Source organism: Luteolibacter yonseiensis, assembly GCF_016595465.1.
Classification (GTDB): domain Bacteria; phylum Verrucomicrobiota; class Verrucomicrobiia; order Verrucomicrobiales; family Akkermansiaceae; genus Luteolibacter; species Luteolibacter yonseiensis.
In genome coordinates this window covers 481,328-504,931 of sequence record NZ_JAENIK010000013.1, presented here as the reverse complement: position 1 = coordinate 504,931, position 23,604 = coordinate 481,328, and the positions used below count along the sequence as shown (strand labels likewise).

Sequence of the window (23,604 nt, the reverse complement as noted above, 5' to 3'; positions counted from 1 at the left end):
GGAGCGGGACCCTTCGTCAAGTTTTGTCAAACCAGCTCCGCGGCGATGGGGTCCACGAGCGCGCGGCCGTGGTGGATGAGGATGAGCTGGTTCCCGGTGATGCGGGCAAGACCTTCGGTGGAGAGGTGGCGGGCGCGCTCAAGGGCGTCCGGGCCGAGCAGGTCGAGGGAGATGCCGTCTTTCGTCCGCAATCCGAGGGCGATTCGTTCGAGGCGGCGGGCTTCGGCATCGAGCGTCTCGGACTCGGTGAGGGCGTTGCCGATCGCTTCCACCTGCGAAACGTAGCTCGCGGTGTCCGCCACGTTTTTCCAACGCACTCCATCCAGGGTGGAGACGGCGGAGGGGCCGAGGCCGAGGTAGTCTTCCCCGCGCCAGTAGCCTTGGTTGTGGGTGGAGTGGTGACCGGGTTTTGCGTAGTTCGAGGTTTCGTAGTGGTCGAATCCGGCGGCGGTGAGCAGGTCGTCGGCGAGGTGGAAGAACTCGGCGTCATGGTCCTCGTTCTCGCGCATCTCGCCACGGCGGAGGGATTCGAAGAAGGCGGTGTCCTCCTCGTAGGTGAGGTTGTAGGCGGAGATGTGGTCGGGACTGAGGGACATCGCGTGCTCGAGCGTCGCCTGCCAGTCGTCCTTGGACTGTCCGGGAATGGAGAACATCAGATCGATGTTGATCGAGGGCATGCCCGCGTCCCGGAGGATCTTCACGGCTTCGCTCGCCTGGGCCACGGAGTGCTCGCGGCCGAGGATTTCCAGCACATGCGGGGTGAAGGACTGGATGCCGAGCGAGATGCGGGTGACACCGAGGTCGCGGAAAAGTTTCGCCTTCCCGGCGTCGAAGGTGGCGGGGTTCGCCTCAAGCGTGACCTCGTCGAGCAGGGAGAATTCGAACGTCTCGTGCAACGAGGTGAAAAGCCGGGTAAGATGGCCCGGCGAGAGCATGCTCGGTGTGCCTCCGCCGAGGTAAACGGTGCGTGGCTGGGCGGTCAGCCGCGATTTCATCTCAGCCGCCATGGCGTCCACGAACCGGCCGATGGGCGTGGTGCCGGGCGTGTGCTTGTAAAACGAGCAATACGGGCAGACACGGTGGCAGAAGGGGATGTGGAGGTAGAGCAGCAAAATGTTTTCCCGACTGTCTCCGCGTGTGGAGGGCGGGCAAGTCTGAAGTGGGGATGGTTCAACCGGGCGGAGGAGCTGGGGCGGGTTTCCTCAGGTGGGACGAAAGCGGATCTTGTCCTGGAGGACACTTCACCTGCCGCAGGTTTTCAGACATCGGCGGTTCTAACAAAATTCCGCACGATGGCGGAAAGAATTCTATCGCCAGATCCTTCCTATGTGATCAATCTGCAGCGATAGCGGACCGTGGTTTTCCAATCGAATATGAAGCTTTCGGAAAAGATCAATTTCTCCCAACCGGAGGAATGCCGGACAAGTCCGGCGGACCATGGGGGATGGTCTCGGCTCCCGCAATCGACATCGCAGGGACAATGAAATGCAAAACCACACATGCCCATGCGGTTTCTGCGATCGCGGTCGGTGCGCAGGCGCTCGGCACCCTGGCCTTGGGGTCGGTCGCGCTTGGTGCCTGCGCCGTCGGTGCGATAGCCATCGGACGACTGGTCGTCGGCCGGGCCAGGGTCCGTCGTCTGGAGATTGACGAACTGGTCGTTCGCCGCCTGCATGTCGCGGAACGGCTGACCCTGCCACCGGAATCAGGCAATGGCCTGGAAGCCGGGGATTCCGGGCTGTCCTCCTTACGTGAATCCACACATACGTCCGCCTGAATGAAATTGATCCTCCCCCTTCTGACCGCGGCTTTCTGTTCCCTTCATCCTGTCGCCGGGGCGGACGCGCCGTTGCCGTCGAAGAAGCTGGCCCTGGATGTGATCGAATGGGCCCGGCACGGCAGCAACCGGTTCACTGCCAGATACTCCGACCAGTCGTTGTTCGCGAAGAAAAAGAATTTCGTCCTGTATGGGGAAATTTTCGAGAAAATGGCAAGGAACGGTGAACTGCCGGAAGGTTATTCACTCGTCACGAATGAGACGCTGGGAAAGGTTGATTGGTCCGCGACCGGAATGATCTCGGTGGGAAAGCAATCTCCGGAAGGCGGATTCGAGGTTAAGCTGGCACTTGGTCCTTTGGGAATGTGCGCATACCGCATCATTCCCCAGGAAGGTGGCTACAAGGTCAGGAGCGATGGAGGAAGCTGATGATGCCGGACAGCCTTTGGCGGGATCATGAGGATTACTGAAATCGTAGTAGGATTGGCGGCCACGCTGATTGTCCTTGGTCCGCTGGTCGGCCCCGGACACCCGGGCAGGGTCGCGAGATTGATTGCTGCCACCCGGGAAAGTGGTTGAAAGGTTCGGGAAGAATCAAGTCGCCAGAAACCGCCTGCCCGAAATGGGATCAAGACGCCAGCCATTTGAGCAAGAAGTTCCTTCACTCATGGAGAATTGCGTTTTAATTTTCATCGAAACCGCATCATGAACAACGAATCCGAAATCCTTGCGAAACTGGACCAGATCGCGCGACTCCAACTGGAGAATCAGGCAATCATGAAGGAAAGCCAACTGATCCAGAAGCAAGCTTTCGAGCTTCAGCAGAAGGCGGTGGACAACCAGCTACGTGCTGTCCAGAACCAGTTGTCGAACGGACGCCTTTATCGGATTTCGCTGGTAATCCTGATAGTGCTTATTCTGACCGCAGCCCATTTCCTGTCGACTCTTTGAGCTGGAAAAGCTGAGAAACGCACAATGTGCCGCTTGTCACCGGGAATATTGTCACCCGAGGCCGGAGGAGGGATTTTACAGTGGCTCGGGAAGGTCCATCCCTTTCTGTCGTTCGTTTCCCGTACTGAAAAAAGCATCCAGGTAATCGTCCGTTTTCAAACCGCTTTCCCGCATGAGTGAGAAGACCTCCACTCCATCCAGATCCGTTTTGGTGAACATCCAGTAGGCTTGGGCCAGGCCCGTATAGGAAAGGGAGTTTGAATCCGCGTAAATTTCAGCTTCTTCAGCCGCCTTGTCGATCGCTTCGTCAATGTCCTTCGCGCGCCAGATGGTGATCCGCTCCTCGTAGAGGAATGCCGATTTGTTGGAATGTTCTTTCGGAACTTCAAAAATACAACGCACGGAATAGCTGTTCATTTCGCTACTGCGGGTGTGAGGGATTTTCCACGTTTTTGACATAACGCCGGACCGCTTCCCTTGTCGCTCCGGCCACATCGGCCTGCGGTTTGGCGAAGGGCGGGACGAACCAGGGATACGAGCCGAGCAGGTCCGTGATGACAGCGACTTCCCCGTCGCAGGTGTGGTCTCCGCAACCGATGCCGATGGTGGGGACGGAAAGGGTGGTGGTGAGGAATCGCGCGGAGTCGGGGACTACGGATTCCAGGACGATGGCGAAGACTCCGGCGTCGATGATGGCTTGCGCGCCTTCGCGGATGGCTTCGGTTTGCTCGGGGGTCCTGCCTTTCTTGCGGTAGCCGCCTTCTTCGAGGACGCGCTGGGGAAGCATGCCGAGGTGGCCCATCACGGGGATGCCCGCCGAGGTGATGGCGCGGACTTTTTCCGCCTCGCTCACACCGCCTTCCAGCTTCACCGCCCCGGCTCCCGCTTCAACGAGGCGGCGGGCGGTTTCCAGCGCCTGTTCCGGCGTGTCGTAGGTGTGGATGGGAAGGTCTCCGACGACGAGCGCGTTTGGTTTCGCCCGGGCCACGGCGGCCACGTGATGGAGCATGTGTTCCAGCGTGACATGCGTGGTGTCGGGAAATCCGAGCACGACCATTCCCAGCGAGTCCCCGACCAGCAGGACGTCCACGCCGCTTTCATCCAGCAGGCGGGCGGTGGGGTAGTCATAGGCGGTGAGCGCGGCGATGGCGCGTTTGCCTTTCCGGTCGCGGATGGCTTCGACTTTTTGGAGAGCGGTCACTTGTTGTGGTCCCGGTTTTGATGAGCGGAAGGTGGAAGTTCGCCTAAACAAAAAAGCCCCCGCAGGGCGGAGGCTGAATGATAAATGGCGACCCGTAAGGGAGTCGAACCCTTCTTGCCAGGATGAAAACCTGGAGTCCTAACCGATAGACGAACGGGTCGTTCGCGGCGACGGCGGAAAGGAACTCCACCGGCCGGAGAGTTGCAAGAATTTTTTGGCTAAAATTTTCATATTGCTGAAATCATGCGGAAAATGAGCGGTTTTCAGCACATCAAGATGCCTTACCCCGAATGGTGGCTTGTCAATCAGGGCGGGATTTCTACGGTTGCACCCATCCGCCCCTCATAACCATTGCGGAAAAAATCTGATGAACACGACACTGCTTGCTCAAGCTGCCAATGAAGCCCGTGGCCTCGCCATGGATGCCGTCCATGTATGTAACTCCGGCCACCTCGGTCTTCCACTTGGCTGTGCCGAAATCGGTGCCGTGCTTTTCGGCGAGTCCCTGCGCTACTATCCGGACGCGCCGAAGTGGCTGAACCGCGACCGCTTCGTCCTTTCCGCGGGTCACGGCTCCATGTTCCTTTACAGTTGGCTGCACCTTTCCGGTTTCGCGGTCTCGCGTGACGACGTGAAAAAGTTCCGCGCGCTGCATTCGATCACTCCGGGCCATCCCGAGTATCATGAGACTCCCGGCGTGGAGGCGACCACCGGCCCACTCGGCCAGGGTGTGGGAAATGCCGTGGGCTACGCGCTCTCCGGCAAGCGTGCCGCCGCCCGTTTCAACACGGCGGAGCACACGATCTTCGACCAACACGTTTTCGCCATCCTCGGCGACGGCTGCCTTCAGGAAGGTGTCGCGAAGGAAGCGATCGCCTTCGCAGGCCACAGCGGCCTCGACAACCTCATCCTCATCTATGATTCGAACGACGTGACGCTGGACGCCATGGCGAAGGTCACCCAAGGCGAGGATGCCGAGCAGTATTTCCTTTCCCAGCGTTGGGACGCCGTCACCATCGACGGTCACGACCTGGGTGCCATCGCTTCCGCCATCGAGACGGCGAAGTCCGCGAAGAACGGCCGCCCGAAGGTCATCATCGCGAAGACCCTCATCGGAAAAGGAATCCCCGAAGTCCAGGGCACCGCGAAGGGCCATGGCGAAGGCGGAGCGAAGTTCATCGACGGCGCCCGCGCCGGACTCGGACTGCCCGCCGACGAGCATTTCTATGTTTCCGCCGAGACCGTCGCGTTTTTCGCGGAAAAAAAGGAGGCTTCGAAGGCCGTGTTCGAAAAGTGGCAGGCCACCTACGACGCGTGGGCCAAGGCGAATCCCGAACTCGCCGCCGAGCTGACCGCCGGTGTGGCGCTCTCGGTTCCTTCCGATCTCAGCTCGAAGATCCCGGCATTCGCCGCGGACTACAAGGATGCCACCCGTTCCGCAGGCGCGACCGTCATCAACGCGGTGGCGAAGGAAGTGCCGCAGTTCCTCACCGGCAGCGCGGACCTCTTCGGCTCCACCAAAAACTACATCAAGGACGGCGGCGACTTCTCCGCTGAGAACGCTCTGGGCCGGAACATCTGGTTCGGTATCCGCGAGCACGCCATGGGCGCGATCTGCAACGGCATCGCCTACGACGGCCTGTTCCGCGCGAGCGGCGCGACCTTCCTCGTCTTCGCGGACTACCTGCGCGGCTCCATCCGCCTCGCGGCGCTGTCGAACCTGCCGGTCACCTACATCTTCACCCACGACTCCGTCGGTGTCGGTGAGGACGGCCCGACCCACCAACCGGTCGAGACGGTCAGCGGTCTGCGCGTCATTCCGAATCTCGATGTCATCCGCCCCGGCGATGCCGAGGAAACCGCCGGTGCTTTCGCCGCCGCCCTGCTCCGCACGGATGGCCCGACCGCGCTGATCCTCACCCGTCAGGCGATCCCGCTGATGAACGATCTCTCCGTGGAAGCCCGCCGCGACGGCGTGCTGCGCGGTGGCTACATCGCCCGCAAGGAAACGGGCGGGCTCACCACCATCCTCCTCGCCACAGGCTCCGAGTTGCAGTATGCCATCGCGGCCGCCACCGAACTGGGCGACGGCGTGCGCGTCGTTTCCCTTCCATGCTTCGAGCGCTTCGAGCGCCAGAGCGCGGAGTATCGCGAAAGCGTGTTGCCGAAGGCTGTCACCAAGCGCATCTCCATTGAGGCGGGTGTCACGGACCTCTGGTGGAAGTATGTCGGAACCGAAGGCAAGACCATCGGCATCGACCGCTTCGGCATGAGCGCTCCGGGAGACGTGGTCTTCAAGGAGCTCGGCATCACCAAGGACAGCGTCATCGCCGCGGCGAAGTAAGCTTGCCCCCGGGTATTTTGGAAAAGGTCCGGCCAGGAATGGCCGGGCCTTTTTTATTGGGGGGTGGAATGGAAACCGGGCGATTCGCAGGGGCGATGGCACGGATGCGTCCCATGGGTGATTCCGGCCGGGTCCTGACTGCTCGGGCGGGTCGGACCCTCCGATGAAAATTTTCTGAAAATTTCTGGCGGGAAAAGATCCGCGACGTCGCATCGCTATTCCGACTCCCCATGTCGTTGGGGGGATCCAACCCATAAAATACCCAACCAGGAAATCAGAAAGCCCCTCATTCAAAACCCATGAAACCCAACAAGAATCTCTTCAAACGAGTGTCCTCCTCCACACTTGTTTCCTCCCTCGCCGTCATTTCCGTGGCGGGCATGCCGCTCGTGCGGGCCGCCAACAATATTTGGAGCGACAGCGGCACCACCGATTGGAATACCGCGACGAACTGGAGCCTCGGCCGGGTGCCTGAAAAAGCCACTTTCGGTGACGAGGTGGTCATCAATACCAACACCGGCTCCATCGCCACCATTTCGGCGGACATTTCGCTGACACCATCCGGCATCATTGTCGGCAACGGGGCCTCGACCAATGGCCGGTTGGACCAGACCGCCGGCATCGCGGCGACAGGCGGCGGCAACTGGATGAAAATCGGGCACAATGGCGGAACCGGTGTTTACAATCTCGCGAATACCGCGGCAACGGGCGGCACCCTGACGGGATACGGCCAGGGAACCGGCAGCATGACGGTCAACGGACATCTCCGGGTGGGCGGCGGCGACAACGGCTCCGGCGGCAACGGGACCGCCAACATCAACACCTCCGGCACGCTTGCCGTCACCAGCGAATTCCACGTCGGAACCAATTCCAGCACCGGCGTTTTCAACCTGGACAGCGGCACGGTCAACATCGGAAACGCCACCGTCATCGGCAATGGGTCCGCCGGTGGAAATCTCGTCACCGGCACGCTGAACATGTCCGGAGGCACGTTGAACAAAGCCACCGGCAATCAGTTCCGCATCGGGCAAAGCGCGGGCAATGGTTTCCTCAACATCTCGGGCGGAACCTTGAACAACAACGGAACCAGCGAATTCCAGATCGGTGATGGTGCGGGGAGCCACGGCACCGTCACATTGAGCGCGTCCGGCGCGATCAATACCAACAGCTGGCTTTCGATCGGCCGCAGTACTGGGACGGGTGTCCTGAACGTCAATGGCGGAACCCTGACCAAAACCAACGGCGGAACCGCATTCATCGTCGGAGACGGATCGACAGGGACTCTCAACCAGACCGCCGGAGCGATCGCTACGAATGGCGAGTTCTGGATCGGTTCCGGTACATCGAACGGCAACTACAACATGAGCGGCGGCACGCTTTCCGCCGATTCCTGGTTTGTCGTCGGGCGGAACGCCAACGGAGTGGGCAAGCTCACCATGACGGGCGGAACCATCACCAAGGCGGGTTCGGGCGATTTTGTCGTGGGCGGTGACTCCACCTCCAATGGAACGGTGCTTCTGAGCGGCGGACTCATCAATGTGACCGGCGGCATCACCAACATCGGGAAAAACAACACCGCCACCGGCACCCTCACCATTTCCGGCACGGGGGATTTCCGCACGAGCCGCTTGGTCGTCGGGGTGGGCACCGGTACCGGCACCGTCAACCTGAACGGCGGCACCATCCGGACCACGGAACTCAGTGGTGCCGCGGGCACCGCCACCGCCAATTTCAACGGCGGCGTGCTCCAGGCGACGGGCGACTCCGCCACCTTTATCGCTGGTTTCGACACGGCGGAAATCCTTTCCGGCGGGGCGAAGATCGATACCCAGAATTTCACCTTGACCGCCTCCCAGTCCTTCACCGGCAGCGGATCTTTCACCAAGTCCGGCAGCGGTACGCTCGCCCTGACCGGGAACAGCAGCACCTACACCGGAGCCACAGCCGTCACCGCCGGTACGCTTCTGGTCAATGGTTCGCTCGCCTCCTCCAATGTCACGGTGAGCAGCGATGCGAAAATCGGCGGCAGCGAGGGAACGGTCGGAGGATTGGTCGTGAATTCCGGAGCCATCGTCGCACCGGGCAACTCCATCGGCAAACTCACCGCAGCCTCCGCCACCATCAGCGGCACCCTGCAGGTGGAATATGACGGCACGGGAACCGGCACGGTCGACCTGCTCGCCGTTTTGGGAAGTCTGGACATTACGAATGCCACGCTGGATCTCAGCCAGCTCGGAGAGGCCGCGAATGACGGAGCCTACGTGTTCGCCAGCTATGGATCGCTTGTCGGTGCCGCCTTCGCCGGGATCACCGGAATCATCCCGTCGGGCTATCACATCGACTATGCCTACAACAATGGCGTGAATACGAACAACATCGCGCTGGTCATTCCGGAGCCCGCCACCGCATTGCTCGGTGGTCTCGGTCTGTTCGCCTTGCTGCGCCGCCGCAGGAACTGATCGCCGTTCCTGCCCTGAGCGGGCCGGTTGTCCGGTGCATTTGGCCCGGCGGATATCCTGTCCGCCGGGCCATCCTCCATATTCCCCACTCGACTCTTGAAAGGCCGTTCACTAGGCTGCCCGCGATGTCCGACCCGATTCCCCATCCGAACGATCCTCTCCACGGCATCACGTTGGAGAAGGTCCTCACCCGCATGGTGGAGGCCCATGGCTGGGAGCGGCTTGCGGACCAGATCCAGATCCGCTGTTTCATGTTCGATCCCACCATCAAGTCCAGCCTCACCTTTCTCCGCAAGACCCCGTGGGCGCGGAAGAAGCTTGAAGATTGGTATGTTTACGAGGTGACACGCGGCTGGATCAGCCGCGAGGGGTGATCCGGCGGTTTCTCCGTTTGTTCAGACCTCGTCCTTCATCTGATCCAGAAACTGTCGTAAGAATTCGGTTCTCCTCACCGCTTCCTTTCTTCCTGATTCGGTTTTCATCGTTCCTTCCAGGGTGAGCAGTTTCTGGTAGATGTGGTCCAGGGTGTAAACCGAATCATCCGGCGGGCGGTCTTCACAGAACGGATCCTCGGGGTGGTAGAACTCCCGTTTCATTTCCGCACCGAGCATCAGCGTGCGGGCCAGCCCTACGGCACCGAGCGCGTCTAGGCGGTCCGCATCCTGCAGGACCATGGCTTCCAGCGTGCGGGTTTCTATACCGGCGGAAAAGCTGTGGGCCTCGATGGCGTGGCCGATCTCCGCCAGCTTCCCATGCGGCCAGGCGTTTTCCTCCAACCAGACCACGGCCTGCCGCGCGGCGAGTCGGGAAGCCTGCTTCCGCTGTGGCGATGATTTGGGCACGACCACACAGTCGTGCAGCCAGGCCGCGGGCATCACGATCTCCCAATCCGCTCCTTCCGCCAAGGTGAGCCGCCGGGCGTTCGCCACGACGCGGCGGATGTGCTGCATGTCGTGGGCGGCGTCCGCGACGGAGTGGTTCTGCAAGAGATTGGAAAAAACAGCGGGCCAGCGGGAATCGGTGTCGGGCATGGGAATGACGTCACTCTGAAAGGATCACGTCGGTGGCACCAGCCGCGAGGGCCATTTTTTTCGCGATGTCGGGAGGGGCCACGCAGCAGGCGGTGGCCAGCGCGTCGCTGGTGGTGGCGTCCGGAGCGATGACGGTGGCGGCGGTGGTGCGGGTGAGACCGAGTCCGGTCGCCGGATCAATGATGTGTGAGTAGCGCGTGCCATCGATCTCGATGAACTGGTGCAGTTCCCCCGAGGTGGAAACCGCGCAATTGGCAAGCGTGAGGGATTTCTCCGTCTCTTTTTCCCGGGTATGGACTTGGATTTTCCATCCCGTGTCATCCGGGGGAGCATCCCCGAGACGGACGTCCCCGCCGGCGGTGATGCAGCAGCGTGAAATGCCATGGGTGGCCATCACCGCGAGCATGGCATCCGCGGCCTGACCTTTGGCGATGCCGCCGAGATCGAGGCGCATGCCTCCTTTCATCAGGGCGATGGTGGAAAGATGGGGATCGAGGACGAGGCTCTTCCAGCCCACTGCCTCACGGGCTTTCGTGAGTGTGGCCTCGTCCGGCAGTGTTTTTCTCCTGCGCGACTCCCGCCAGAGTCTGGTGAAAGGTCCGAGTGTCGGGTCGACGCGACCGTCGGTTTTTTCCGCGAATCCCCGGGCTTCAGAAATGAGCTTGAAGAGCAGGGGGGACGTGGCGACGGGTTCTCCGGGAAAGTGCTTCGACAGGTTCAGTAATTCGCTGTCCGCGATGTAGTCCGAGGCGACCTGGTTGATTCTCTCCGCAGCGTCGAAGGCGGCATCCGCCGCTGCTTTCGCTTGCGCGGCGTCGTCGTCATAGCAGGTGATGGCGAAGCGTGTGGCCATGATGCCGCGCTCGAAGGTGAATTTCTGAAATGGACTTCCGGCCTGTAAGAATGGTGCGAGCGATGCCGCAAGAATGATCAGCGCGGCGGAGAGTTTGCATGGTGGCACCGGTCTGTTCATCCGCATCACTCGGTTGGTCCCGGGCCCATGTTCCAGTAGCGGTGCATTTCCTCCACCGGCGGGGTTTTCAACGGTCTTACCACGCGGAAGCCGAGCCATGGGGCGCTGGTGAAGAACCAGATGGATTTCGGGATCTGCGGGTCGATGACCTTCCAATCCTTGCTGCTGGCAAGACGTGCCGCGCTGCGGAGCATGACGGCGTCCGCATCCCAATGGCCGCCGCGCACGACGGTGGGATAGCGGAGGGGGGCGGGCACCCAGGGATTGCTTTCGCCATCCTTGAATTTCGCGTAGCTATCCGGTAAATATTGATCAAGCACCAGTTCGGCCACGTTGCCATGCATGTCATGGAGTCCCCACGGGTTCGGCTTTTTCTTGCCCACCTTCTGATATTGGAACTCCGAATTGTCCGCGAACCACGCGTAATCCGGCAGTTGGGCCGCATCGTCCCCGAACGACCACGCGGTGGTGGTGCCGGCGCGGCAGGCGTATTCCCACTCGGCTTCGGTGGGCAGCCGGTAGAAATGCCCGGTTTGCTCGCTGAGCCATTCACAGAACTTGCCCGCCGCGTGCTGGGTCATGGAAATGGCGGGGAAATCCTTCGCATAGCCATCACCCATGCCGAGGTTCATCGGCATGAAGGGCGGGGTAGGCTGGGTGATGGTGTCGTTCAGCGTCTCACCGGCCTGTACGGCGGGTGCCTCGCTGGTAGTGAGGTTCGAATCCCGGTTGAGCGTGCCGTCCTTGTTGCGGGCCTTGCCGTTTTCCATGAACGGACGGTAAAGTTCCCAGGTAATCTCAAGTTTTCCCATCCAGAACGGATCGATCCTCACTTTCCGCTGTGGTCCTTCATCCGGCTTGCGACCCGCTTCGGTTTCGGGCGAACCGAGGGAGAATTCACCGCCTTGGATGGCAATGAGGTCGAGGTTCGCGTCGCCCGCCAGTTTGACCTTTTCCACGTAGGATTTCATTGCGGAAGCCTCCGGATCGGGAGTCTTCGCGATGATTTCGGAAATGGCGCGGGTGGTCGGCAGCAGTTGGGGATTCGGCAGCTCCGCGAGCAGGTGCGGGGCGATGAGGCATCCCGCCAGGGAGACGATGGCAGCGGATTTCATCGGCGGTCAGGCGAGCGTGTATTTGCCCGGAGCGGGGACGGCTTCCTTGGGAAAACTGTCGGTCATTTTCAGGTCGTCCGGCGCGAAGTCCTGTTTGGAATTCCACAGTTCGTCCCAGGTGATCCGTTGTCCCGAGTGCGCGGCCTCGCGTCCGAGGATTCCCAGCATGGTGCTGTTCGCCATATAGACTCCGGCGTTGAGCGGCTCGCCCTTGCGGATCGCGGCGAACCACTCGTTGTGGCAGACCTGGTACATGTCGGTCGTTTCCCCCCGGTAGGCCCATGTCGTCTTGCCGGTGATGTCCTTGGTCATCACGCGCGTCGGGGCTTCCAAAGTGCCTTTCTCACAGAAAACCCGGTCGACCACCTCGCTGAAGGTTCCCAGCATCTGGCGTTGGCCCACGTGGCAGAAGACGTTGTTGGGATATTCGAAGGTGACGCTGTAGTTGTCCCACACGTTTCCATCGTCGCCGCGCTGGGTGCGTCCTCCGGAACCGCGGGCCGCGATGGGGGCAACATCGTTCATAGCCCATGCCACCTTGTCCACGGTATGGATGGCCTGTTCCAGCAGCGGGCCGCCTGAAAGCCATTCGTGGGCCATCCAGTTGCGGATGTGCCACTCCACATCCGCCCATTCGGATTTCCGTTGGTCGATGGAGGTGGAAGGCTTGGGCACGCCACCCAGATAGGTGCCGTAAACGGAGACCGCGCGACCGAGTTCTCCTGAGAGCAGCTTGCCGTAGCCCGCGCGGGTGTTCGGTGAGAATCGCCAGCAGAAGCCGTGTTGCAGGGTGAGTCCTTTTTCCTTGGCGATCCGGGCGGACTCCAGCACGGATTTCACGCCCGCGACGTCCACGGCCATCGGTTTCTCCGCGAAGACATGCTTTCCCGCTTCCACCGCCGCACGGAGGTGTTGGGGGCGGAATCCCGGAGGGCTGGCAAGAATGACCACGTCCACACCGCTCTCGATGACTTTTTGGTAGGCGTCCAAGCCGGAGAAACGGCGGTTCTCCGCCACTTCCACCCGGTCGCCGAAGGTGGCGAGGTTCTTCAGGCTGCTGCCGATCTGGCTTTCGAACGCGTCGCCCACGGCCCACAGCTTCACATTCGGATCCGCGGTGAGCGCCTGGCTGGCGGCTCCGGTGCCGCGCCCGCCCGCACCGATGAGGCCGATCTTCAGGACCGCGGCGTTCGCTCCTTCCGCGCGGACGATGTTCGGAAATCCCGCGATGGCCGTGGTGGCTGCGGCTGTGGCGAGGAACTGACGGCGTGTGGAGTCGGTGGGATTCATGGTTTTGGGAAAAGGAGTGGGTGAATGTTACACGGGATAATTGCCGCCATTCATACCGGGATCACGGTGTGGAATGTTTCACCGAAAATTTTCAGTACCGCGGGCTTTCCCGCTTTTGGAAGACCTGCTTGCTTCATTGCGTTTCCAAAAAAGCACCCATCGATCCATGCGTCACTCCATTTTTTCCGCGCTAGCCCTCGTGATGACATCCCTTACCCTCCAGGCCCAGGAACCGCCGCTGGCGGTCCGTGTGATGAGCTTCAACCTTCGTTACATCAATTCCGGAGACACCGGTGAGAAGACGTGGCTGGCACGCCGGGACCAGGCGTCCCAGGTGATCCGCGAGGACAAGGCGGATGTCATCGGCCTGCAGGAGGCGTTCCGTTCGATGTTGGATGACATTGCGATGAGGGTCCCCGGCTACCAGGAGATCGGGGTGGGCCGCGAGGATGGGAAAACCGTCGGCGAATATGCGGCCATCTTGGTTAGGAAGGATCGCTTCAACGTGATCGAGTCCGGCACCTTCTGGCTGTCCGACACGCCCGCCATCCCGAATTCCACCACGTGGAAGAACCACGTCACGCGCATCTGTACCTGGGCGAAGCTGGAGGAACGCAGCACCAGACGGGTTCTTCATTTTTACAACACGCACCTCGATCACGAATCCCAGGAAGCGCGGGAGAAAGGGACGGCGCTCATCCTCGAACATTTCGCCGCGCTGCCCGCCTCGACGCCCGTCATCATCACGGGAGACCTCAATGCGAATGAAACCAATCCCGCGATTTCAAACATCAAAAACAGCCCGCGCCGGTTTCTGGATACCTGGCGCGAGCTGAATCCGGCGGTGCCGCTGGTCGAATCCGGGACCATGAGCATGTTCACGGGGGTTCGCGACACCGCCAAAATCGACTATATTTTTGTCCCGGCCGGAACACGGATCATTGATTCGGAAATCATCAGGAAAAACCGCGATGGGGTTTATCCGTCGGATCACTATCCGGTCCGGGCGGGAGTGGAATTCCACTAGATCCGCCCCATCAGCATGAGGATGACAAGAATCAGCAGGATGAGCCCGAGCCCGCCGCTGGGACCGTAGCCCCAGCTTCTGCTATGGCCCCAGGTGGGAAGCGCTCCAAGCAATGCGAGAATCAGAATGACTAACAAGATGGTGGTCATGATCGTGGGTGGTTGGTTGTTGAATGAAAATGGTTGTTGAATGAAAGATCAATAGGGGCGGGTGACGACCACGTATCCGGTGCCGCGACGTTGGTAATACACGTCCTTGGATTGGTAATAAACCCCGCCTCTGTAGTTTACCGTCCGATAACCCGAGGGAAGCCTCGTGACAATCACATCACGGCCTCCGCGGGGAGGACCGTCATAGCGGCCTCTGTCGCGGCCGTCACGGTCCCGATAGTCATGTCCATCACGGCGGTCCCGGTCACGGCTGCCGTATTTGCGATCGTCGTAGCGGTTGTCATATCCCCGGCGCGGTGCCTCCACAACGACATAGCGGCCGGACCGTGACTGATAGTAGGTCCCGTTATGGCTGTAATAGCGTGAGCCCCCGATGGTTTCCGTACGATAGCCTGATGGCAGGCTGCGGACTTCATAGCCCGTGCGATAGGTGGTGGTGACCGTCGAGTGGGTGGGTCCGGTGGCATAAGGGTCGACACAACTGGTGAGCAGGGCTCCGAGTGCGACGCAGCCAGCGAATGCGGATTTTTTCATTATGGAGTTCATGGTATTAACGGTTGATTAACTGAAGGTGGTTGTTCTATCGCAGGGTGCGGGCCAAGTGGATCGGATGTATCTATTTTGCTATGTATCAAAAGGTTGTTGTGAATATTGCCGAGCTGGCGAGGAGAAGCGGGAGGGGGAATGCACGAGAAAACATGCAATATGCATTGCTTCAGTGGGGAAGAATGGAAAGTTGCTGGACAGCGCCTTGATGATCCTCGCGCGCTATCTGTGGCTGCCTCGGGTTCGGGCGGAAACTGACCTCTTCCTTATGCCGGACCAGATCGAGGTGTTTTGAAATGAGCAATTCGATCTCTGTTTCCCTCGCGGTGACCTTCGCCATGCCGGCGTTCAGGACAGATTTGAATTCCGGATCATTCACGGAGCCTCCATATCTCGACTCGATGCCTCGCAGGGTGGCGAGGTCATGATTCCTGACAGCGGTATCGATGCGGGACAGCACCTCGTTGCGGGATGAATCATATTCCCGCGCGATGGCGGCCTGTGCGTTGTCGTCAAGATGGCTCTTGATGAGGATGGGGGTAATGGCAATGGCGGCCGCAAGAGCGACCTGGATGATTCCCCTCGGATGGCGGGATTCACGGGTTGGTGGTGTGGAGTTCATGGCGGTGGCTGGTCGATGCCGCCTTGCGCAGGATGAATGCCGGATCTGGTCGGGATTGAATTATTGATAAATCAATGTTTTATGAAGATGTTAATGAGGTGGAAACATTGCGAAACGCATGCACAAACAGGTGGTTTGTGCAAATTGCAAATGGACGATCCGGGAGCTTGAGTTTTGCCGGGGGCGAGGGGATTCTGTCCGCCGTCATGAAGAACAGCGCCCTTATTTACACGCTCATCCTGGCCTTCGTGGGTCTGGGTATTTTTGGAGTCCTTCATCAAGGGGCGTCTCTTCAAGGTCCTACCGCCACCGCCAGCGAACTCGCGGCAGGCGCGCCTGTCGTGATGAAGGCAAACACGGCCGGAAATGGTTCGCTATGGGACGGTGTCCGGCAGCACGCGAACGAGCCGCTCAGCCATTTGTTTGTCCAGATGCTCGTCATCATCGCCGCCGCGCGATTGATGGGCGGCCTGTTCACCCGGCTGGGCCAGCCGGCGGTGGTCGGGGAAATGGTCGCGGGGATATTGCTGGGGCCGTCGCTCCTTGGCCTGCTGGCTCCGGATTTTTTCGCGTTCGTGTTTCCCGCCACCTCGCTTGGCACCTTGAAACTCCTGAGCCAGATCGGAGTCTGCCTTTTCATGTTCACCGTGGGGATGGAGCTGGAGGTGGGAAAGGTGAAGGAAAGGGCTCACACGGCGGTGCTGGTCAGCCATGCGGGGATTGTGATCCCGTATTTTCTCGGTGTGGTGCTGGCGTATTTCCTTTATGAAACACTCGCCAGATCGGGCGCGGGATTCACGGCTTTCGCCCTTTTCATGGGGATTTCCATGAGCATCACCGCGTTTCCGGTGCTGGCGCGTATCCTGCAGGACCGGGGACTCACAAAGACCACCCTCGGCAGCACCGCCATCACTTGTGCTGCTGTGGATGATGTCACGGCGTGGAGCATCCTCGCCTTCGTGGTCGCCATCGCCCGCTCCACCAGCATCGCGGCGTCCGCCTTCAACCTCTCGCTGGTGGTGGCGTTCGTGACGGTGATGCTCTACATCGTCAGGCCGGGCCTGCCGCGCTGGATCGGACAGAAGAATCTGGAAGCCGAGTCACCCTCGCGCGGGTTGCTGGCGCTGACGATGTGTGTCGTGCTGGGGGCCGCCCTGACCACCGAGATCATCGGGATTCATGCGCTGTTCGGCGCGTTCCTCGCGGGAGTCATCATGCCGCACGCGGGGAACATCCGTCACAAGCTCAGCGTCCGTGTTGAGAATTTCAGCACCGTGCTGTTCCTCCCGCTCTTCTTCGCCTTCACGGGCCTCAGGACGCAACTCGGGCTGCTGGACGACTTGCGTGGATGGTTGATCTGTCTCGGCATCATCGCGGTGGCCACCGTCGGAAAGCTGGGTGGCAGCGCCGTCGTGGCGCGCATGACGGGCATGAGCTGGCGGGATTCTTTGCAGCTCGGCGCTCTCATGAACACCCGCGGACTGATGGAACTCATCGCCCTGAACATCGGCTACGACCTGGGCATCCTCTCCCCGCAGATCTTCACGATGCTCGTCATCATGGCTCTCGTCACCACGATGATGACCGGACCACTCCTCACCCTTTTCGGGAAAAAGGTGGAGGTGCCGCATCGCGGAATCCCCGCCGCACCGTGACGGAATAACGTGAATACGTATGTATTTTGTAATATTTCCGATTGATCTAACGAGGGCCATCCCGATAATCCGGTTACCCAAACCCAATGATCAAAAACCTACTCGTCCTCGGTGCGGGAAGTGCCGGTCTCGTCTCCGCCATTTCCCTCAAACGCAAGATCCCCCAGCTCAACGTGCGCGTCGTGCGCAGCAAATCCATCGGCGTCATCGGTGTCGGTGAGGCAACCACTCCGAATTTTCCGAGACACATTTTCGAATACCTCGGGATTTCGAGGAAAAGGTTCTACGAAATCGCCCGGCCCACGTGGAAACTCGGCATCAAGTTCCTCTGGGGACCGCGTGGTCGTTTCGATTACACATTCAATCTCCAGCTCGATTCCCATTGGTCGGACCTCGCCAAACCCACTGGATATTATTGCGACGACAGCTTCGACAACGCCGGTCTTCCGGGTGCCCTCATGCGCCAGGAAATGGCGTTCCCCCGTCAGGCGAACGGCGCTCCGGACATCCACGAATGGCATGCGTTCCACATCGAGAACAAGAACTTCGTCCAGGTGCTCGAGGTCGTCGCCCGCGAGCACGGCATCGAGTTCACCGATGGCGAGGTGGAGGGAGTCGAACGCGGGCCGAACGGCATCGCCGCGATCCAGCTCCAGGACGGCCAGCGGCTTGAGGCGGACTTTTTCATCGACGCCAGCGGTTTCCGCAGCGAGCTGATGGGCAAGGCGTTGGAAGAACCCTTCGTCAGCTTCAACAAATCCCTCTTCTGCGACCGTGCGGTCGTGGGCGGTTGGGAAAGGACCGACGAACTCATCCAGCCCTATACCACCGCCGAGACCATGAACGCCGGCTGGGCGTGGCAGATCGATCTGGAGAAAATCATCAACCGCGGCTACGTCTATTGCTCGCAGGCCATCTCGGACGATGACGCCGCCGAGGAATTCTACCGGAAGAACCCCAAGATCAAGTCCGACCCGAAGATCGTGAAATTCCGCTCCGGCTGCTTCCGCCGCCAGTGGGTGGGCAATGTCGTCACACTGGGGAATTCCGGTGGCTTTGTCGAGCCGCTGGAGTCCACGGGACTGATGATGCTCTGCTCCCACACCCAGACGCTGGTGGATTTCCTGATCCACACCAATCTCGAGCCGACGGATACCATCCGAGATCTGTTCAATGATCTCACCTACAGGGGGTGGTGCGACGTGAAGGATTTCCTCGCCATCCACTACAAGTTCAACACCCTGCTGGACACACCGTTCTGGCGGCAGGCGCAGGAGGACACCGATGTCTCGGGCGTGGCGGAACTGATCAGGTTCTATCAGGAAAACGGACCCACCGGTTTCTGCCGCTACCGTTTGCCGAACACGCAGACGGATTTCGGCCTGGAAGGGTTCCTGGTGATGCTGGTCGGCAACAAGGTTCCCTACAAGAACCGCTACAAGCCCACCGAGAAGGAGCTCGAAATCTGGAACAACCGCAAGGCGGGCTTCATTCAGGAGGCAAGCCGCGGAATCCGTTCGGAAGAGGCACTGGCCTACGTCCACCACCCGGGCTGGAAGTGGAATTCCGACGCATGAGAAAATTTGGGAAGAGGCGGTCGCACGACCGCCTCTTCTCGTAAGGAATGGGGAGGGAACTGAAAACCCTCCTTTCACCCTTATCTCCGGTTGCTCAATGCCCTTGGGGCTTTTGCCTCGGTTCCCATTCCTTCCGTGACCGCGAGCGGACGGACAGGATGACGGGAATTCCAGGCGCGGGGTGGGCGGCGCGGTATTTGTTGACGATGTAGGACTCGTAGCTCTGGGCCATGAGGCGCTTGTCGTTGACGAAGAGCACGATGGTCGGCACCGGAATGACGCTGTATTTTTCCTCCACCGCGGCGGTGGCGTAGTAAAGCTTGAGGCGCTTGCGGAGCTTGTTGTCGATGGGAGGCGGGGTGGCTTCGAACGCTCCTTGGAGGATGCGGTTGAGCTGGCCGGTGCCGGGGATGTTCTGGGCACCCTTCTTGATTTTCAGGGCTTCGCGGAGCACGTGATCCACCGAGCCGCCCGTTTTCGCGGAGCAGGCGACGAAGGGCGCGTAGTGGAGGAAGAAAAGTTCGTTGCGGACGTGGGTGGTCGCTTCCTCAAGGCGCGCGCTGCGGTTGGCACCGGGGTGGAAGAGGTCGAACTTGTTCAGCACGATGAGGCATGGCTTTTTCTCCTCCATGATGAGCTGGGCCACCTTGCGGTCCATGGCGGTGATGCCTGCGGCGAGGTCGATCACCAGCACGCAGAGATCGGCCCGGCGCACGGCTTTCTCGGTGCGCATGGCGGAGAAAACCTCCACCGAGTTGTCCCGCTTGGCGCGGGGACGGAGGCCGGCGGTGTCGATGAGCGTGAATTTCTCTCCCTCGAAGGTGTAGGGGAGATCAACCGCGTCGCGAGTGGTTCCGGCGATGTCGGAGACGATGGTGCGCTCGTCCTTGAGGATGGCGTTGACCAGCGAGGACTTGCCGGCGTTCGGCTTGCCGACGATGGCGAGCTTGATGCCGATTTCCTCCGCGACGACGGCTTCCGCTTCGTTTTCCGAAACCAGCGGGGAGATGACCGCGTCGATTTCGTCGCAAAGCACGCCGAAGTTCCGGCCGTGTTCGGCGGAGACGAAAACACTGTTCCCCAGGCCGAGGCGGGTGAAATCGGAGTAGGAGCGCTCGTGCTTGTCGTCGTCCACCTTGTTGATGACCAAGAGGACGGGAGGCTTGGCCTTGCGGAGCTTTTGCGCGAGCGCCTGATCGGTGGCGGTCAGGCCGGCGTGGGCGTCCACCACGAAGAGGATGAGATCCGCCGTCTGCATCGCGATGTCCGCCTCGATGGTGACCTGTTCGTCGAAGCCGTCCTCGATGCCGCCGCCGATGCCACCGGTGTCGATGAGGGTGCAGGGGACCTGGGTGGCCTTGGACGGCGCGGCGATGCGGTCACGCGTGACGCCCGGTTGGTCGTGGACGATGGCGATCTTCCTCCCGGCAAGGCGGTTGAAGAGGGCGGACTTACCGACATTGGGGCGTCCGACGATGGCAACAGTAGGCATGCCGAGGGGTGTAGGGGGTGAACGCGGGAATGGCAAGGTCGGAGAAATGGCGGGCGGAAGGGCGCGGATTGGAACCACGCCGCCGGGTGATCGGGGGACGGAATGATCCTCTCAGTCGTGCGCGGCCGCGGATGCTCCGGAACCTTCCACGTAGTTCTTCAGACCCCTGCCGATGATGTCGGTCCAGCCCATTAGGAAATTGCCACGGGCGAAGTCCAGGATCGGCGGGAAGGTTTCCAAGCCGGTGTGGGTCACCCTCAGACGGGTTTTTCCGGCTTCAGGAGTCAGGGAAAAGGTGACGAGCGAATCCCCCTCGTGGCCGGCGTAGCGCCAGGTGTAGGCCAGTTCCCTTTCAGGAATGACGCTGGTGATTCGGCAGTGGTGGAGGAATGTCTTTCCTTCCTCGCCCGCGTCGAAATCAAATTCAAATCCCACTTCCGCCCGGAATTCCGCGAGGTCGAAGTACCAGTGTTTGAAGTGCTCGCGATCTGTCAGCGCCTGCCAGACCTTTGAAACGGGCGCGTCGAGCAACCGCTCCACCACTACGGGAGGGTGTGTTTCAAGCAAGGTGGTGAGCCGTTCGAGGCTCTGTGTCCAGCCATCGATGTGGCCATCCCGGGATTCCTCGGATTTGAAGTTCCGCTGTTCCAGCGTGACGCGGGTTTTTCCTTCTTCATCGGCGAACCTGACGGCGAGGTAGGTTTCGTGTTCGGGGTTTCCGTCCTCGTCCTCCCAGCAGTGGGTGGTCACGAGCAGTTCCTCCGGGATGACTTCCTGATAAATTCCGTGGAGGGGGTGACGGGTGCCATCCGGCGCGATCATGAGGCAATTCCATCTTCCACCCACTTCCAGCTCCCCCGAGGTTTCGGGAATGGTGAATCCGTGCGGTGCCATCCAGTTCACGATGTGTTCAGGCCTGGTCCAGACTTCGTAAACGAGGGAACGGGGCGCGTCGAACACCCGTGTGATCAGGAGCTCCAGCAGGCTGGTCGGGTCGGTGGTGTTGACGGCGTTGACGGTTTCGGTGGGATCTGTGGAATTCATGGTTTTTCGTGGTTTTGGAGTTGTTTGAGATAATCATCGAGGCGGTCGAACCGGTCCTCCCAGAAGCGGCGGTAGTCTTCGATCCATTGTTGGGCCTGCTTCATCGGAGCGGCTTCCAGCTTGAGCGAGTGGACGCGTCCTTCGCGCTGGCGGGAAATGAGTCCCGCGTTTTCCAAGACTTTCAAATGCTTGGAAACCGCGGGTAGGGACATGGCGTAGGGCTTGGCGAGGTCCGTGACGCGACGCTCACCGCCCGCGAGATCCTCCAGGATGCGCCGCCGCGTCGGATCCGCCAAGGCGGCGAACGTGAGATCGAGGTGCTCCGGTGGAAAGTTAACCATATGGTTAACTAATAGCAAAAATCGGATCGCGCAACCCAAAGTTTCGGCGAATTTTTCTGAGTGCATCCGTCGCCGCCAGCCGCTTGAGTTCCGCCGGGTGGAAAATCCCCGCCCCACGTGGAATCATGGAGCATTGGCAAGAAGAACGGCGCAGGCTGGAACTGGAACTGAACGAACGGATCACACTGGACGCCCTGACGGGACCGATCGGGTTGGCGGAGCGGGAGCCGTGGCGTGACGACTCCGGCAGCCCCGCAGGCTGGCTCATCGCCCAGCGCAAGGGAGGGCACCGTCATTCCATCGACGATGTCCTGACCGCGTGGTACGCGCTGCAGGTGTCACCCGAGGTGGCCGAACATCTGGATCTGGGAACGGGTATCGGCACGGTCGGGCTGCTGACGCTGTGGGGCATGGGTGCGGAAGCGCGCCTCACCTGCGTGGAGGCGCAGGAGATCAGCTACCGTTTGTTACAAGCGAATCTGGAATGCAATGGGTTGAAAGGTCGGGTGGAGGACTCGCTGGGAGATCTGAGGGATCTGGCACTGGATAAGAAATTTCCGCTCATCACCGGCAGTCCGCCGTATTTTCCGGAAGGCTCGGGCGTGATCCCGCAGGATTCGCAGAAGGCTCATGCGCGTTTCGAGCTGCGTGGGGATGTCTCGGACTACGCACGTGCCGCGGTGCGGCACCTCACGCCGGATGGCTGGTTCGTCCTGTGCTTTCCTTCCCGTCAGAAGCAGCGTGCGGTCGATGGGATTCTCGCATCGGGATTGAAGATCGTGAAGCTGAGGGATGTGATTCCCCGCGAGACCCTGGAGCCGCTGTTCACGTTGTTCGCCTGCCGTTTTCCGGAATTTTGTGAAGAGGAGATGGTGGTGGAGGAACCGCTGACGGTAAGGGAGCAATCGGGAAGGCTCACTGCGGAAATGGCTTCAGTCAGGCGGGTTTTTGGTTTTGAGGACGGAGAAGCGCATGGCGGGCATTGATCCGTGGGCCATCAATGTGCGGTTTTCCCTCGCATTTTTTGAATCCCGGTGAATGCGAGCAGCACGATGGTTCCGGCGATCAATCCACAGATGCCATTGAGTATGGGACCGGCAACGATCGATAGGGCCCCGGCGGTGTGTGCCACGTCTTCAATGGCGTGGTGGAGAGGCGGGATACCGTGTGTGACGATTTCTCCCCCGACAAGGAACATGGCGGCGGTCCCGAGGATGGACAACGTCTTCATGAGATAGGGGGCCGCCCACAGGATGGCGCGTCCGATGCTTTGCTGGGCGGCGGCACGGCATTTGGTGAGGTAGAGGCCCGCGTCATCCAGCTTCACGATTCCCGCGACCAGTCCATAGACGCCGACCGTCATGAGGAGGGCGATGGCGGAGAGCACGCTGAACTGCCGCATGAGATCCTGGTTCTCCACGGTGCCGAGCGTGATGGCGATGATCTCGGCGGAGAGGACGAAGTCGGTCCGGACCGCGCCTTTGATCTTCTCCGCCTCGGATTCCACCTTGGCTTCCGGAGTGGTGGCCGCGAGTTCCGCGATGTCCCGGCCGGCCTCCGCCTCTGATTTTTCATGGCGGTGGGAAAAGGCGTGGTGGAGTTTCTCCACCCCTTCGAAGCACAGGTAGAGTCCGCCGATCACCAGCAACGGCGTGATGGCCCACGGCACGAAGGCACTGATGAGAAGCGCCAGCGGGACGAGGATGAGCTTGTTGATGAACGAGCCTTTCGCGACGGCCCAGACGACGGGCAGCTCGCGGGAGGAAACGACCCCGCTGACCTGCTGGGCGTTCAGCGCGAGGTCGTCGCCCAGGACTCCGGCGGTCTTGGCCGCGGCCTTTTTGGTGAGGATGGAGACGTCGTCGAGGATCGTCGCGATGTCATCAAGGAGGGTGAGAAGACTGCCAGCTGCCATGGGGTATCATTCGCCGAAGGGCGGGCGACGAGGCAAGCCGTTAGTGAGTCATTGGAATCGTCACCTGAAATTCC

General features: G+C 60.6%; 24 protein-coding genes and 1 tRNA gene. 10 read left to right on the top strand and 15 right to left on the bottom strand.

Features of this window, described 5'->3' with window-relative positions; all coding sequences use genetic code 11:
* Positions 1-26: 26 nt before the first annotated feature.
* Positions 27-1,112, bottom strand: a complete 1,086-nt coding sequence (hemW, locus tag JIN84_RS22545; RefSeq protein ID WP_234043649.1) for a radical SAM family heme chaperone HemW — start codon at positions 1,110-1,112, stop codon at positions 27-29.
* A 302-nt stretch (positions 1,113-1,414) separates the two neighbouring features.
* Here hemW and JIN84_RS22540 point away from each other — a divergent pair, with 302 nt between their 5' ends.
* The 3 genes from JIN84_RS22540 to JIN84_RS22530 all read left to right on the top strand — a co-directional run bounded on the left by JIN84_RS22540 (position 1,415) and on the right by JIN84_RS22530 (position 2,728).
* Complete coding sequence (locus tag JIN84_RS22540) at positions 1,415-1,777, top strand: hypothetical protein (RefSeq protein ID WP_200353361.1); 363 nt, start codon at positions 1,415-1,417, stop codon at positions 1,775-1,777.
* Positions 1,778-2,206, top strand: a complete 429-nt coding sequence (locus JIN84_RS22535) for a hypothetical protein (RefSeq protein WP_200353360.1) — start codon at positions 1,778-1,780, stop codon at positions 2,204-2,206. It begins immediately after the preceding gene.
* A gap of 276 nt (positions 2,207-2,482) precedes the next feature.
* Positions 2,483-2,728, top strand: coding sequence for a hypothetical protein (locus JIN84_RS22530; protein ID WP_200353359.1), 246 nt, complete (start codon positions 2,483-2,485; stop codon positions 2,726-2,728).
* Positions 2,729-2,803: 75 nt separating this feature from the next.
* Here the strand turns inward: JIN84_RS22530 and JIN84_RS22525 are convergent, their stop codons facing one another.
* The 3 genes from JIN84_RS22525 to JIN84_RS22515 form a co-directional block, all read right to left on the bottom strand.
* Positions 2,804-3,145: a hypothetical protein gene (locus JIN84_RS22525; RefSeq protein ID WP_200353358.1), complete on the bottom strand. Its 342-nt coding sequence runs from the start codon at positions 3,143-3,145 to the stop codon at positions 2,804-2,806.
* A gap of 4 nt (positions 3,146-3,149) precedes the next feature.
* Positions 3,150-3,929 carry a 3-methyl-2-oxobutanoate hydroxymethyltransferase gene (panB, locus tag JIN84_RS22520; protein WP_200353357.1) on the bottom strand — a complete coding sequence of 260 codons (780 nt, stop codon included), beginning with the start codon at positions 3,927-3,929 and terminating at the stop codon, positions 3,150-3,152.
* A gap of 85 nt (positions 3,930-4,014) precedes the next feature.
* A tRNA-Glu gene (locus JIN84_RS22515) sits at positions 4,015-4,089 on the bottom strand.
* Positions 4,090-4,296: 207 nt separating this feature from the next.
* On the opposite strand from JIN84_RS22515, the gene tkt reads away from it, so the two are divergent.
* From tkt to JIN84_RS22500, 3 genes are all read left to right on the top strand, one after another.
* Positions 4,297-6,273, top strand: a complete 1,977-nt coding sequence (gene tkt / locus JIN84_RS22510) for a transketolase (RefSeq protein ID WP_200353356.1) — start codon at positions 4,297-4,299, stop codon at positions 6,271-6,273.
* A gap of 299 nt (positions 6,274-6,572) precedes the next feature.
* Positions 6,573-8,732 (top strand): autotransporter outer membrane beta-barrel domain-containing protein, encoded by a 2,160-nt coding sequence (locus JIN84_RS22505; RefSeq protein WP_200353355.1) that lies wholly within the window; start codon positions 6,573-6,575, stop codon positions 8,730-8,732.
* Between the two features lie 125 nt (positions 8,733-8,857).
* The gene (locus tag JIN84_RS22500; protein ID WP_200353354.1) at positions 8,858-9,106 is read left to right on the top strand and encodes a VF530 family protein; all 249 of its coding nucleotides are present in this window, start codon (positions 8,858-8,860) and stop codon (positions 9,104-9,106) included.
* A 21-nt stretch (positions 9,107-9,127) separates the two neighbouring features.
* Here the strand turns inward: JIN84_RS22500 and JIN84_RS22495 are convergent, their stop codons facing one another.
* The 4 genes from JIN84_RS22495 to JIN84_RS22480 are packed head-to-tail and all read right to left on the bottom strand — an operon-like array spanning position 9,128 to position 13,141.
* Complete coding sequence (locus JIN84_RS22495) at positions 9,128-9,763, bottom strand: HD domain-containing protein (RefSeq protein WP_200353353.1); 636 nt, start codon at positions 9,761-9,763, stop codon at positions 9,128-9,130.
* A 10-nt stretch (positions 9,764-9,773) separates the two neighbouring features.
* Positions 9,774-10,736 carry an FAD:protein FMN transferase gene (locus JIN84_RS22490; RefSeq protein ID WP_200353352.1) on the bottom strand — a complete coding sequence of 321 codons (963 nt, stop codon included), beginning with the start codon at positions 10,734-10,736 and terminating at the stop codon, positions 9,774-9,776.
* A 5-nt stretch (positions 10,737-10,741) separates the two neighbouring features.
* The gene (locus JIN84_RS22485) at positions 10,742-11,851 is read right to left on the bottom strand and encodes a formylglycine-generating enzyme family protein (RefSeq protein ID WP_200353351.1); all 1,110 of its coding nucleotides are present in this window, start codon (positions 11,849-11,851) and stop codon (positions 10,742-10,744) included.
* Between the two features lie 6 nt (positions 11,852-11,857).
* On the bottom strand, positions 11,858-13,141 hold the full coding sequence (locus tag JIN84_RS22480; RefSeq protein ID WP_200353350.1) for a Gfo/Idh/MocA family protein: 1,284 nt from the start codon (positions 13,139-13,141) through the stop codon (positions 11,858-11,860).
* A gap of 166 nt (positions 13,142-13,307) precedes the next feature.
* Between JIN84_RS22480 and JIN84_RS22475 the strand changes: the two genes are divergently transcribed.
* On the top strand, positions 13,308-14,168 hold the full coding sequence (locus JIN84_RS22475) for an endonuclease/exonuclease/phosphatase family protein (protein WP_200353349.1): 861 nt from the start codon (positions 13,308-13,310) through the stop codon (positions 14,166-14,168).
* On the opposite strand, the gene JIN84_RS22470 is transcribed toward JIN84_RS22475, so the two are convergent.
* The 3 genes from JIN84_RS22470 to JIN84_RS22460 all read right to left on the bottom strand — a co-directional run bounded on the left by JIN84_RS22470 (position 14,165) and on the right by JIN84_RS22460 (position 15,506).
* Positions 14,165-14,320 (bottom strand): DUF3309 family protein, encoded by a 156-nt coding sequence (locus JIN84_RS22470; protein ID WP_345714468.1) that lies wholly within the window; start codon positions 14,318-14,320, stop codon positions 14,165-14,167. The two genes, JIN84_RS22475 and JIN84_RS22470, sit on opposite strands and share 4 nt — an antisense overlap.
* Before the next feature lie 45 nt (positions 14,321-14,365).
* Complete coding sequence (locus tag JIN84_RS22465; protein WP_200353347.1) at positions 14,366-14,884, bottom strand: DUF6515 family protein; 519 nt, start codon at positions 14,882-14,884, stop codon at positions 14,366-14,368.
* Between the two features lie 169 nt (positions 14,885-15,053).
* Positions 15,054-15,506: a hypothetical protein gene (locus JIN84_RS22460; RefSeq protein ID WP_200353346.1), complete on the bottom strand. Its 453-nt coding sequence runs from the start codon at positions 15,504-15,506 to the stop codon at positions 15,054-15,056.
* A gap of 206 nt (positions 15,507-15,712) precedes the next feature.
* On the opposite strand from JIN84_RS22460, the gene JIN84_RS22455 reads away from it, so the two are divergent.
* On the top strand, positions 15,713-17,161 hold the full coding sequence (locus tag JIN84_RS22455) for a cation:proton antiporter (protein ID WP_200353345.1): 1,449 nt from the start codon (positions 15,713-15,715) through the stop codon (positions 17,159-17,161).
* A gap of 86 nt (positions 17,162-17,247) precedes the next feature.
* Positions 17,248-18,738: an FAD-dependent oxidoreductase gene (locus tag JIN84_RS22450; protein ID WP_200353344.1), complete on the top strand. Its 1,491-nt coding sequence runs from the start codon at positions 17,248-17,250 to the stop codon at positions 18,736-18,738.
* 94 nt (positions 18,739-18,832) lie between these two features.
* Here the strand turns inward: JIN84_RS22450 and der are convergent, their stop codons facing one another.
* The 3 genes from der to JIN84_RS22435 all read right to left on the bottom strand — a co-directional run bounded on the left by der (position 18,833) and on the right by JIN84_RS22435 (position 21,615).
* The gene (gene der / locus JIN84_RS22445) at positions 18,833-20,230 is read right to left on the bottom strand and encodes a ribosome biogenesis GTPase Der (RefSeq protein ID WP_200353343.1); all 1,398 of its coding nucleotides are present in this window, start codon (positions 20,228-20,230) and stop codon (positions 18,833-18,835) included.
* Between the two features lie 111 nt (positions 20,231-20,341).
* Positions 20,342-21,274, bottom strand: coding sequence for an SRPBCC family protein (locus tag JIN84_RS22440; protein ID WP_200353342.1), 933 nt, complete (start codon positions 21,272-21,274; stop codon positions 20,342-20,344).
* A complete protein-coding gene (locus JIN84_RS22435) occupies positions 21,271-21,615 on the bottom strand; it encodes an ArsR/SmtB family transcription factor (protein ID WP_200353341.1) in 345 nt (114 codons plus the stop codon). The genes JIN84_RS22440 and JIN84_RS22435 overlap by 4 nt, the downstream gene beginning before the upstream one ends.
* 125 nt (positions 21,616-21,740) lie before the next feature.
* Between JIN84_RS22435 and JIN84_RS22430 the strand changes: the two genes are divergently transcribed.
* Entirely contained in the window at positions 21,741-22,601 is an 861-nt protein-coding gene (locus JIN84_RS22430) for a tRNA1(Val) (adenine(37)-N6)-methyltransferase (RefSeq protein WP_200353340.1), read from the top strand.
* Positions 22,602-22,612: 11 nt separating this feature from the next.
* On the opposite strand, the gene JIN84_RS22425 is transcribed toward JIN84_RS22430, so the two are convergent.
* Positions 22,613-23,530: a DUF808 domain-containing protein gene (locus tag JIN84_RS22425; RefSeq protein WP_200353339.1), complete on the bottom strand. Its 918-nt coding sequence runs from the start codon at positions 23,528-23,530 to the stop codon at positions 22,613-22,615.
* Between the last annotated feature and the right edge of the window lie 74 nt (positions 23,531-23,604).